Annotated in this window: 9 protein-coding genes; 6 read left to right on the top strand and 3 right to left on the bottom strand. The window is 59.1% G+C overall.

Annotated features, from left to right (window positions below):
* Positions 1–90 precede the first annotated feature (90 nt).
* Positions 91–312, top strand: a complete 222-nt coding sequence (locus AC1DXW_RS19030) for a DUF2970 domain-containing protein (RefSeq protein ID WP_477755521.1) — start codon at positions 91–93, stop codon at positions 310–312.
* Positions 313–318: 6 nt separating this feature from the next.
* On the opposite strand, the gene AC1DXW_RS19035 is transcribed toward AC1DXW_RS19030, so the two are convergent.
* Entirely contained in the window at positions 319–1,404 is a 1,086-nt protein-coding gene (locus AC1DXW_RS19035; RefSeq protein ID WP_477755520.1) for an ABC transporter substrate-binding protein, read from the bottom strand.
* A 523-nt stretch (positions 1,405–1,927) separates the two neighbouring features.
* Between AC1DXW_RS19035 and AC1DXW_RS19040 the strand changes: the two genes are divergently transcribed.
* Positions 1,928–3,586 carry a nitrite/sulfite reductase gene (locus AC1DXW_RS19040; RefSeq protein ID WP_477755519.1) on the top strand — a complete coding sequence of 553 codons (1,659 nt, stop codon included), beginning with the start codon at positions 1,928–1,930 and terminating at the stop codon, positions 3,584–3,586.
* Positions 3,570–4,064: a DUF934 domain-containing protein gene (locus AC1DXW_RS19045; RefSeq protein WP_223464402.1), complete on the top strand. Its 495-nt coding sequence runs from the start codon at positions 3,570–3,572 to the stop codon at positions 4,062–4,064. The genes AC1DXW_RS19040 and AC1DXW_RS19045 overlap by 17 nt, the downstream gene beginning before the upstream one ends.
* 41 nt (positions 4,065–4,105) lie before the next feature.
* Here the strand turns inward: AC1DXW_RS19045 and AC1DXW_RS19050 are convergent, their stop codons facing one another.
* Positions 4,106–8,077 (bottom strand): dermonecrotic toxin domain-containing protein, encoded by a 3,972-nt coding sequence (locus AC1DXW_RS19050; protein WP_477760321.1) that lies wholly within the window; start codon positions 8,075–8,077, stop codon positions 4,106–4,108.
* A gap of 190 nt (positions 8,078–8,267) precedes the next feature.
* A complete protein-coding gene (gene sohB / locus AC1DXW_RS19055; RefSeq protein WP_477755525.1) occupies positions 8,268–9,290 on the bottom strand; it encodes a protease SohB in 1,023 nt (340 codons plus the stop codon).
* A gap of 201 nt (positions 9,291–9,491) precedes the next feature.
* Between sohB and AC1DXW_RS19060 the strand changes: the two genes are divergently transcribed.
* The 3 genes from AC1DXW_RS19060 to AC1DXW_RS19070 all read left to right on the top strand — a co-directional run bounded on the left by AC1DXW_RS19060 (position 9,492) and on the right by AC1DXW_RS19070 (position 11,585).
* Entirely contained in the window at positions 9,492–10,202 is a 711-nt protein-coding gene (locus AC1DXW_RS19060) for a histidine phosphatase family protein (protein ID WP_477755526.1), read from the top strand.
* A 64-nt stretch (positions 10,203–10,266) separates the two neighbouring features.
* Entirely contained in the window at positions 10,267–10,581 is a 315-nt protein-coding gene (locus AC1DXW_RS19065; RefSeq protein ID WP_477755527.1) for an SCP2 sterol-binding domain-containing protein, read from the top strand.
* A gap of 140 nt (positions 10,582–10,721) precedes the next feature.
* Positions 10,722–11,585, top strand: a complete 864-nt coding sequence (locus AC1DXW_RS19070; protein ID WP_477755528.1) for a LysR family transcriptional regulator — start codon at positions 10,722–10,724, stop codon at positions 11,583–11,585.
* Positions 11,586–11,682 lie beyond the last annotated feature (97 nt).

Genomic DNA, 11,682 nt, shown 5'->3' on the forward strand with positions numbered 1-11,682 from the left:
CTGTAGGAGCTGCCGAAGGCTCGGGCCGCGTTCGGACGATCTTTTTTGTATTGTCTATGCTTACCTCTGACACAGGGTGACGAGGAATTTATGGACGATCCAGCCGACAACAACAAACCGCCCACTTTCTGGCAGATGCTGCAGAGCGTCATGGCGGCGGCGTTCGGAGTACAGAGCGGGAAGAACCGGGCGCGCGACTTCACTCACGGCAAGCCGAGTCATTTCGTGATTCTGGGCATTCTGTTCACGGCAGTGTTCGCGTTGACACTGTTTGGCATCGTCAAACTGGTGTTGCACCTGGCGGGTATCTGAACCGACTCAGTGCATCAGGGCTTGCAGGCCGAACGGGTAGCGCCAGGACGTCGGTCGCCCCTTGGCCGAGAGTTTCTGGAAATCCACACCGTAATCCTGAGTTGAGCTCAAAGCCAGCAATCGCTTGGCTTGTGCGTGATCGATCAGCTGCAACAACGGAATCTGCCGGTCGCGCCCACCGTACTGGCTGACATCCACCCCCTGGTCGTAGTCATGCAGTTGCACCAGCGCCCAACCACCCAGAGTGAAGTGGCCGCCCAACAGCACACTCAACCGCCCATCCAACAGCGCCTGTAACGCGGCCGGTGAATTGTTGATGGCGCTGAACAGCACGTCCTTGCCGGGCTGGCCTCCGGTTTCGGCATAAGCCTGCATGGCGCCAAAGGCCATTTCATCGTTGGCCGACCAGACCAGCGACGTTTGCGGATAACGCTTGAACAATAACCTGGCCTGTTCATAGGCGCGCTCGCGGGTCCAGCTGCCATAGACCAACTGGCGCAACCGCACTTCAGGGTGTTCGGCCAATGCCCGCATCATGCCCTTCTCACGCTGTTGCGCGGCTGGCGTGTTCTTCAGGCCGGAAAAGGCCACCAGATCAATGGCCTGACCGGGCGCGACCGGGCGATGCAGGCGAATCAGCTGCTTGAGCATCAAGTAGCCGCCCTCCTCATTGTTGGGCACCAGGCTGCCCAACCAGTCGGAATACTTGTCCGGCTGAGCGCCGAGCAAGCGCACCTGGTCTGCGGTCAGGCCGTTGTTGACCAGAAACAGCTTCACACCGCTGCCTTGAGCCAGACGCAGGATTTCGGGCGCAACGTACAGTTCGTTGACGAACACCAGATAGTCCGGTCGATTCGGCCCTTGCAGGGCTTCGCGGGCCTGTTTGAGTGTGGTTTCAGCGTTTCGCTCGGAATACTGGATGTGCAAATCCATGCCAAGGTCCTTGGCCGCGGCCTGCATGAATTGCGAGTAACTGACCCAGAACGTCTCTTGGGTGGTCCCTGGATTGAGGAACAATACGGACGCCGCCTGGACACACGGTGCCCAGACCGTAGCCAGCGCCAGCACGGCACCACAGAAAAGTTTTAACATCGATCGTCCGAGCCCCCGCAAATTCGCCGCGGATTATATCCAGCGAACCTCCGTAAAACGGCGATTTTTCCGGTTTTTGTCAGACAATCGTCGGAACCGGGCCCGGACGGGGTCGTTTACTGATGGCTGACCCAGAAAACCGCCGTCCCCACGACCAGAATGATCAGGAACAAAATTGCCCAGGCATCAACGGTGCTATCGCTTTTCCGTGCTTTGGTTGGGTTGCTCATTGCATCGCCTCTTGTCGGTTTTATCGGTGATTGCATAAAGACTCGAGCAGAGTAAAGACGACGATTGCCCGCACCACAAACAGGGGCTTTGCAACAAAGATTCTCATTAGGCGATTTGGTTCTTTACATATGCTCAAACATCACTTTTACGCATAACTGCAAACTGGTATCTTGCCCCGGCTCCGTTGGGAGTGCGCGGCCGTGCGCGCAGAATTGCCGAGGTTTCATCGGACGCCAGCAAGCCAAAAAACGCCGCTGTTTCCGACCGGCCCAAGCCTGAGAACAGGACTTATATGTACGTATACGACGAATACGATCAGCGGATCATCGAGGACCGCGTCAAGCAGTTCCGTGATCAGACCCGACGCTATCTGGCAGGCGAGCTGAGCGAAGAAGAATTCCGCCCCCTGCGCCTGCAAAATGGCCTTTATATCCAGCGCTTCGCGCCGATGTTGCGAGTCGCCGTGCCTTACGGCCAACTGACTTCGCGCCAAGTGCGAATGATGGCCAAAATTGCCCGCGACTACGACAAGGGCTATGCCCACATCAGTACCCGGCAGAACGTGCAGTTCAACTGGCCGGCCGTGGAAGACATTCCGGACATCCTGGCTGAACTGGCGACCGTGCAGATGCATGCGATCCAGACCAGTGGCAATTGCCTGCGCAACGTCACCACCGACCAGTTCGCCGGTGTGGCCTTCGATGAGCTGACCGACCCGCGCCCATGGTGCGAGATCGTCCGCCAGTGGACCACGTTCCACCCGGAATTCGCTTATCTACCGCGCAAGTTCAAGATCGCCGTCAACGGTTCTACCTCCGACCGCGCCGCCATCGAAGTCCACGACATTGGCCTTGAACCGGTGCACAACGCCGCCGGCGAACTGGGTTTCCGCGTGCTGGTCGGTGGTGGCCTGGGCCGTACGCCGGTCGTGGGCGCGTTCATCAATGAATTCCTGCCGTGGCAAGACCTGTTGAGCTACCTCGACGCCATCCTGCGGGTCTACAACCGCTATGGCCGTCGCGACAACAAGTACAAGGCGCGGATCAAGATTCTGGTGAAAGCGCTGACGCCTGAAGTCTTCGCGCAAAAAGTCGATGCGGAAATGGAACACCTGCGCGGTGGCCAGACCACATTGACCGAAGCCGAAGTGCAACGCGTCGCCAAACATTTCGTCGACCCGGACTACAAGGCGCTGGACAACCAGACCGCCGCCCTGGCCGAGCTCGACCAGCAGCATCCGGGCTTTGCCCGCTGGCGCGTGCGCAATACCCTGGCCCACAAGAAGCCGGGCTACGTGGCCGTGACCTTGTCCCTCAAGCCTACCGGCGTTGCACCGGGCGACATCACCGACAAACAGCTCGACGCAGTGGCCGACCTGGCCGACCGTTACAGCTTCGGTCAACTGCGCACCTCTCACGAGCAGAACATCATCCTGGCCGACGTCGAGCAGGACAAGCTGTTCACCCTGTGGGGCGAATTGCGCGAGCAAGGTTTCGCCACGCCGAACATCGGTTTGCTGACCGACATCATCTGCTGTCCGGGCGGCGACTTCTGCTCCCTGGCCAACGCCAAGTCAATCCCGATCGCCGAGTCGATCCAGCGCCGCTTCGACGACCTGGATTACCTGTTCGACATCGGCGAGCTGGACCTGAACATCTCCGGTTGCATGAACGCCTGTGGTCACCACCACGTCGGCCACATCGGGATTCTCGGGGTGGACAAGAAAGGCGAGGAGTTCTACCAGGTTTCCCTCGGCGGCAGCGCCAGCCGTGACGCCAGCCTGGGCAAGATCCTCGGCCCGTCCTTTGCCCAGGAAGCCATGCCTGACGTGATCGAAAAGCTGATCGACGTGTACATCGAACAACGTACCGAAGACGAACGCTTCATCGACACCTATCAGCGTATTGGCATCGACCTCTTCAAGGAGCGTGTCTATGCAGCGAATAATTAAGAACAACGAGGTCGTCGACGAGACCTGGCACCTGCTGCCCAAGGATTTCAACATCGACGAGATCAGCAACTGTGACGACCTCATCGTGCCGTTGCAGCTGTGGCGCGAACACAGTCGTATGCTCCTGGCCCGCGACGGCGGCCTGGGCATCTGGCTGGACGCCGATGAAGAAGCCGAGGAAATCGGCGAAGACGTGGCTCAGTTCCAGGTCATTGCCCTGAACTTCCCGGCATTCACCGACGGCCGCAACTACTCCAACGCCCGCCTGCTGCGTGACCGTTACGGTTTCAAGGGCGAATTGCGGGCCATTGGCGACGTGCTGCGTGACCAGTTGTTCTACATGCATCGCTGTGGTTTCGACGCGTTCGCCATTCGCGCCGACAAAGACCCGCACGAAGCCCTTGAAGGCCTCAAGGACTTCTCGGTGACCTACCAGGCCGCTACCGACGAACCGCTGCCGCTGTTCCGTCGTCGTTGATGTCCAGGCCTTGAACCCTTTACGGGGTTCAAGGCCATCCTCTAGGCCTGTTCGGTAATCACCGGAAACGGCCGCCCCATCGTTACCCAATCGCGGTAAAGCCTGGCCCGATCTTCCAGCGAGGTGAAAATTCCCAGCGGATTTTCAGCATCGATCGCTGCGCCTTCGACAAACCGGTTCAGCCAGCCCCACAACTCGTCCGACGCCTGCGCCTCGCTCAACAGTCGCCAGACTCTCGCTTGCAATACCAGATAGTCGACCTGAAAGTCCGCCGTCAGACTGAGCCCGTCGATGACCCTCATGAAATGACCGCCTGACGGTTTGACCGCCAATTGCTGCCATATCGTTCGCCTGGCTTGCCGCAGTGCTTCGTCACCCTCCCGCAACCACGCAACCGGATTGCCATAGTCGGCTCCTGGCGTACTCAACCACAGGTTGATCCCGGTGCGTTGCCGATGATCGACCAAGCGCCGCAACGTGTCCTCGTCCGTCAACGGGTTGCCCCAGAGTTTCACCCGATCCCGGGCGACGGCCTGGCTCAGCACCGCTGGCGGAACCCGGGTGATTCGGTTATCGCTCAGGTCCAGCATCATCAGGTAGGGCTCGTCCCGAATTCCGATCGGGCATCTACTGATCCCTGTACTCCTCAGGTTCACCTGGCGCAGTTCGTTCATCCCTAACAACACAGGCGGAACACCCAAGGGGTTTCCACTTAAATCCAGTGATTGCAAGTTGATCAAGTCACACAATTGCGACGCCGTGTTCTCCCTGAATTGCAGAAACGTGGCTTTCAGATTCAGCGTCGTGAGATGGCGCATTCGCGCAATCGCCGGCGGCAGAACACCACCCTCAAGTTCTCCTATTGCATCAGGCAGCCGCAGATCGACTCTTTCCAGATTCAAGACGCGCAGATTGGGGAAAGAATCAAGGAAGCCGTTCAAGCTCTCACGTTCAATCAAATGGAATCCGCGCATCGACAATTCGATCACCTCGTTGAACCTAATGCTCATGACCGGCAAGCGGTGGTAGTCCTCGAAGTCCAGATCCAGTTTGTATCCCGTTAACGTCTCCCCGGAATAAAGACGATTGGCCTGCGGCGGGCACTTTCGCAAGATTGACACCAACTCGTCAGCCAGTTCCATCCGGGTCGCGCGCTCGTACTCCATCGTGTGCTGCAGCAGCGCGACGTTATGCGCCGCGATTTGCGCATGATTCATGCCCGCGGCGTCCTCGTCGTCAGCGGCCAGAAAGTCGATGTCCATGTCATCGAGATCCTGCAGGGCCTGGTCGATCCACCCCGTCAAATCCGTACTCAATTGCTCAAATTGTTGCTTCAATCCATCGAGTTGCGACTGAACGCTTTCTCCGGCCTGTTGCAGCCATTCATCGGCCTGCGCGTTGCCGAAGTCAGGATAGAGGTCCCTGACTTGCAACCTCAGCATTTCGTGGGTCAACGCTGCGGCCAGCGGGGTGGTTGGGAAGCCGCCGCCCCTCAAGCCTTGCATTTCGAAGGGTAGCCCCCCGTCCATTCTGCCCAGACCCAGGCCGAACTCGGAGCGTGATAGCGCACGGTCACGGAGATTGAGCTTCAGCTCGTTGGCCGGGTTCAGCGACTGCAACTGCAGCGCCGCACGCTCGTCCTCGGACAATGCACCGATGACAGCCCCGTAAAAATCTGTTTGCAAGAGGGTTTGGGTGGGTACGTCGAAGTATTGATAATGGTTGCCGACTTTGATCAAGCGTCGACAATAAGCGGCATTGAGGGAACCGCAACGATCCAGCACCCGGCCTTGCGACGAGCCATCGAGCACCTCGACTCGCAGGTTTTTCGGCCATCCGGGCAGGTTCCTCAGTGAGTGCAAAGCCAGCGTGTCCGAATCGGAATGGGCCACCGACCGCAGATAAAGGCCTTCGTAAGCACGAGTGAGGCGCACATGCCGCTGGTACTGGCGGGCTTTGCTATCCAATTGCCTGAATAGTTCCCTGGCCTGGATCTCATCCGGCGTCGCCGTCAGTTCTACTCCATAGCGATCAAGCATCTGCTCCACCGCATTTTTCGGCAGCCCGGGATATTGCTGTTGAAACAATCGGACCCATTCATGCTTCGAATTCTGAAGTGCCTGATAACGACTGTTGAACAACTCCACTCGCCTGGCCTGCAACGCCTCGTGCAAATCACTGCCTTCGACCGCAGTTGCCGCGTCAGCCTGGGTTTTATCGATGACTTGCGCGACGTCCTGATCGATCCTGAACCGGCTGATGGTGTCGGCCAACACGGGAGCAGGTCGACGACCGGCCTGGATCATCCGCAGCATGTCGTCATCGACGTCGCTGACCTTGCCGATCTGCATCAGGACCTCATCGCTGAAAGCGTCCACCGGGGCGCCTATCCCTCGCAGCAGGCTCAGACGACTCGGTATCCGCGTGATCGGTTCCGAGGCAGCGATAGGAGCGGACGGATCACCAGCCGGTCTGCCGCCGGGTTGCACATCGGGCTCGCCAGTCTCGTGCTCGGTCCTGGTCAGCGCGGCGACCTCGGCGCCGTCGCGTTCTAACGAGGCGACAGCCCCGACCAGCGGCAATGCATTGAGCAAGCCGAACACAGTTCGCGTCACGCCTTCGGAACGCTCACTGGCTGTTTGCCCCTCGACTGCCTCATCCAGACCGTAACCGGCATCAATAAGCCCGGCCAGCACCAACAATCCCTCACCTCCAGGCACAAACAACGCCAGTGGCCCGAACCGGTTGATCCATTGCACAATCGGCTCGACGAAAGCACTCAGATTGTCACGGTTGACCTGAGCATCGTCGCGGATGGTCTTGACGCTATCCTGGGCGACTTGCTTCATGGATTTCACCAACTGCGCAAAAGGGTCGGTTGCGCTGGGTGAGCGATCAAACTCGATGTAGTCGCCCGGATCCCAATGGCCATCATCGTTGAAGAACCCGGCATTCTTCGTCAGCCTGTGCATTTTGGGATAAATCGCCATGCCCTCCAGCGCGGTCAGTACACCCGCATGAAAGGTGCCGTCCTCTCGATCCTCTTCGGTGAAGTGAGCCGCCAATGCATGTTTCGTATCGGCGCCCCTGCCCTGAGCCACGATCCATTGGCGCAACTGTCGACTGTCGGTGAATTCGTGCAATGGCGAAGAATTGCCGGGGATGTACAGCAACACCCTGGAACCTGATCGCTCTTGAAAGCACCAGATATCCGTCGCTGTATAACGGTACAGTTTCAACCGACTCGCCTCGACACCCGGAGGCATTTTTGTCGGCGCTTGCAATTGCTGGATCGTCAGCGCTTCCCAGGTCTGCGTGGCGGGCAACCCGGCGGCTTGCATGGCAAGTTCCAGCCCCTTTCGAGACAGGCACCGTTCTTGATATTGCAGCCGGGCCGCCATGACGAAAGCGACCTTGACCGATGTCCTCAGGGCATAAGGACCGGGAGCAGCGATGACCGCGTCCGACGGCCAGGCCTGATCGAGATAAGCCTGGTATCGATCAGAAAGAAACAACCCCCAGACCCACAGCTTGAAATCGGCAGGCCGTAGATTGATTTGCGTGTGCGGGCCATAGGATTGCGGAACCGTTGCGCGGTAAATGCCTTCATAGGTGTCGTGGTTACCGCTGCCCACATAAGCAAACTCATCGACCTTCTCGACAATGCGCACCGACGGCCCGATGTCGGGCGGTGTGTACAGACCAAACACCGTTTCGCCGAAGCGCCCGTCGCCCACCGTCTGATAATTGCCAAGCAGGGCCTGGATCAGGGTGCGGGAACTCCCCACCTGCCCCTGATGGATACCGTTCTCTGGAGGATGCCCATGGTAGTTATAGTCGAGTGTTACCAGCAGGGCTGCCTGCGGATCAATGTCGGCTCCCCACTTTTCCTTGATCAAGCGCTCGCCAAACTGAGCGGGAGTTTGCGGTAGTGCGGTCTCCACCGCGGCCTTCAGTTCGTTGTGCATCAGGACATTGGGTGTTGGGGCACCGCCATGGGCGTGATTATTCATGTGCATTCCATTGCAAACTATTGGGAATCACCAGAATAACCAGCGGCGACTCAGGCGTAAGTCGGAATGCTCGGCTGATCAGTTAGGACGTTTCGCGGCGGCCACAGGAAAATGACAAACCTGAAATTCCGGGCGAAAAAAACCGCGAAAAATCCGCGGTTTGATCTTGTTGCAGACGCCCGCTAAAGGCTTACCAGAAGCGTTGCTGGGTCAAACGGCTCCACCAGCTCAGCAGCACGCGATCGACCGAGCCGCTGGCGGCCATGCCAATGCGCTCTGGCAGGCTTTTGCGTTCGGTGTAATGCAAGTGATAGAGCTCGGACTTGCTGGCGCGCTCGGCGAGGTATTCATCGCTGGTCTTGAGTTCGTCGACCAGGTGCTTGTCCAGCGCCGCGACGCCGAGCCAGATTTCGCCGGTGGCCACTTCATCGATCGCCAGCTGCGGGCGATAGCGCGACACGAAGTTCTTGAACAGTTGATGGGTAATGTCCAGATCCTGCTGGAACTTCTCCCGCCCCTTCTCGGTGTTTTCGCCAAACACGGTCAGGGTGCGCTTGTATTCACCGGCGGTCAGCACTTCGAAATCGATGTCGTGCTTTTTCAGCAGGCGATTGACGTTGGGCAACTGCGCCACCACGCCAATCGAGCCGAGGATCGCGAAGGGTGCGCTGATGATCTTCTGGCCGATGCACGCCATCATGTAGCCGCCGCTGGCCGCGACCTTGTCGATGCACACGGTCAAGGGCACGCCGGCTTCGCGGATGCGTGCCAGTTGCGAAGAAGCCAGGCCGTAGCTGTGAACCATGCCGCCGCCGCTTTCCAGGCGCAGCACCACTTCGTCCTTCGGTGTGGCGAGGGTCAGCAAGGCCGTGATTTCGTGGCGCAGGCTTTCGGTGGCCGAAGCCTTGATATCGCCGTTGAAATCCAGCACGAACACCCGGGGTTTGGCCTCGGTTTTTTTCTTCTGTTTCTTGTCGGTTTTAGCCTGCGTCTTGCGCAGGGCCTTGAGCTGGTCCTTGTCGAGCAAGGTTTGCTCCAGGCGCTCGCGCAGCCCTTTGTAGAAATCATTGAGCTTGCTGACCTGCAACTGGCCGGACGACTTGCGCCGTCCCTTGCTGCGCAAGGCCGCAAAACTGGCCAGGACCACCAGAATGGCGATCACCAGGGTCACGGTCTTGGCCAGAAAAATGGCGTACTCGGAAAAAAACTCCACGGGGACTCCTCAAACGATGCGCGGCTCGAACGCGCGCGGGATACCTCCAGCATACCCATGCGCCGACCTTGCGACCAGCCGTGAAACCTCTGGCAGCAGGCCTGTAACGGGCATTTCAAACAAGCGTATGTTTTTTAATTGACAGTACACCGCCATCCTCATAACCTCGCCAAACCTTCAACGCACCGGGATGACGCGGACGTGGGCAGCATCTATTTGATTCGACATGGCCAGGCCTCTTTTGGTGCGGACGACTACGACGTCCTGTCGCCGACCGGCATTCGACAGGCTGAAATCCTTGGCCGGCACCTGGCCGAACTCGGCATCAGCTTCGACCGCTGCCTGGCGGGCGACCTGCGCCGCCAGCAACACACGGCCAACAGCGCGCTGGAACAATTCGCCGCGGTGGGCCTGCCGGTGCCGCTCCTGGAAACCGACTGCGCCTTCAACGAGTTCGACGCCGATGCGGTGATCCGCGCGCTGTTGCCGGCCATGCTGCCGGACGAACCCGAAGCCCTGGACATCCTGCGCAATGCCGCGCAAAACCGTGGTGAGTTCCAGCGTATCTTCGCCCTGATCATCGAACGCTGGCTCGCCGGCACCTTTGACACCCCGGGCCTGGAAAGCTGGCTGGGCTTTGTCGAGCGGGTCCAGGCCGGCTTGCACCGCATCCTCGACCAGGCCGACAACACCCAGAAAATCGCCGTGTTCACGTCCGGTGGCACCATTACTGCCCTGCTCCACCTGATTACGCAAATGCCTGCCCGACAGGCCTTTGAATTGAACTGGCAAATCGTCAACACCTCGCTCAACCAGCTTAAGTTTCGTGGTCGCGAGGTGGCCCTGGCTTCCTTCAACATTCATGCGCACCTGCAACTGTTGAAGGCCCCGGAACTCATCACGTTTCGCTGAGTCCGGACTATTGTGACCCTGGCTGTAATCACCCAGCTCTTATTACCCAAGAAAGGATCGAACCATGACCTCCGTAGCAGACGCCGTACAAGCAATGAAAGCCAAGTTCAACCCAGCCGCTGCTGCCGGTCTGGACCTGGTCTTCGGTTTCCGCATCGACGACTCCAAGAACTTCTCGCTGATCGTCAAGGACCAGACCTGCGAACTGCAGGAAGGCGAGAACCCGGACGCCCAGGTGACCCTGGTGATGGACGGCGAAACCCTGGAAGGCATCGTCGACGGTTCGACTGACGGCATGCAAGCGTTCATGGGCGGCAAACTGCGCGCTGAAGGCGACATGATGCTGGCGATGAAACTGTCTGAACTGTTCCCGTCGTAAGCACCTGGCTCCCGAGCTTCGGGAGCGTGCAAGGCCGCAAACGAATCCCGCCCTTAGTGGCGGGATTCGTCGTTTTTGCCCCCTCGCCACAGGTTCGGTGGTGCTCTTACAATGTCGGCAATCTCCACACCGGCCACCCCATGGACATCGACCTCGCCCGCACCTTCCTCGAAATCGTTCGCCACGGCAGCCTGGCCGCGGCTGCCGAGAAGCTCCATGTCACCCAGACCGCGATCACCGCGCGGGTGCAGAAACTCGAAAGCCAACTGGGCAGTACCCTGTTCGTGCGCAACCGCGCCGGAGCCCGCCTGACACCCAATGGCGAAGCGTTCGTGGTGTACGCCAATCAACTGGTGCAAACCTGGGAAGCCGCGCGGCGTGATTTGCCATTGCCCGAGGGCTATCGCGATGTGCTGCACATCGGTGGCGAAGTGAGCCTGTGCAACCCGCTGATGCTCGGTTGGGCCGGCGAAATCCGTAAAAACATCCCCAGCCACGCCTTGCGCATGGAAATCCGTGACGGTGAAAACCTGCTGCGTCAACTGGAGTTGGGCGTTCTGGATGCCGCGCTGGTGTATCAGCCCGAGTATTGGCCGCGTTTGCAGGTTGAGCAGATTCTCGAAGAAAAACTGATTCTCGTGCGCCTGGCCGGCAAGCCAGATCCTTACGTGTACATCGATTGGGGCGCTGACTTCCGACGCCAGCACGACGCCGCCCTGCCGGAAAAAGCCAAGGCGGCGCTGAGCTTCAATCTTGGCCCGCTGGGCCTGCAGTACCTTCTCGAAAACGGCGGCAGCGGCTACTTTCGCACCCGCGTCGTGCAAAGTTATCTGGATAGCGGCGCCCTGGAACGGGTGCCCAAGGCGCCGGAATTCAACTACCCGACCTATCTGGTCTATTCGCGCGATCGTGACTCGCCGACACTGCAACGGGCCTTCGACCTGCTGCGCGAGGTTATCGATTCCGACGAAGACTGGTCGCAACGCTGGGACCCGCTGACTTGAGACCGGTTTGCACCGGATCATGGCCGTTGTGGCCTCAAGGTTCGGCCCGTCAATTCACCGGGATCGGCTAATCTGAAAGAGATAACAAAAACGACAG

This window comes from Pseudomonas sp. P4_C4 (genome assembly GCF_056402055.1).

What these genes read in the sequence shown, in the direction of transcription:
- AC1DXW_RS19030 (WP_477755521.1), top strand. Translation starts at nt 91, where the DNA reads ATGGACGATCCAGCCGACAACAACAAACCGCCCACTTTCTGGCAGATG.
- AC1DXW_RS19035 (WP_477755520.1), bottom strand. Translation starts at nt 1,404, where the DNA reads ATGTTAAAACTTTTCTGTGGTGCCGTGCTGGCGCTGGCTACGGTCTGG.
- AC1DXW_RS19040 (WP_477755519.1), top strand. Translation starts at nt 1,928, where the DNA reads ATGTACGTATACGACGAATACGATCAGCGGATCATCGAGGACCGCGTC.
- AC1DXW_RS19045 (WP_223464402.1), top strand. Translation starts at nt 3,570, where the DNA reads ATGCAGCGAATAATTAAGAACAACGAGGTCGTCGACGAGACCTGGCAC.
- AC1DXW_RS19050 (WP_477760321.1), bottom strand. Translation starts at nt 8,077, where the DNA reads ATGAATAATCACGCCCATGGCGGTGCCCCAACACCCAATGTCCTGATG.
- AC1DXW_RS19065 (WP_477755527.1), top strand. Translation starts at nt 10,267, where the DNA reads ATGACCTCCGTAGCAGACGCCGTACAAGCAATGAAAGCCAAGTTCAAC.
- AC1DXW_RS19070 (WP_477755528.1), top strand. Translation starts at nt 10,722, where the DNA reads ATGGACATCGACCTCGCCCGCACCTTCCTCGAAATCGTTCGCCACGGC.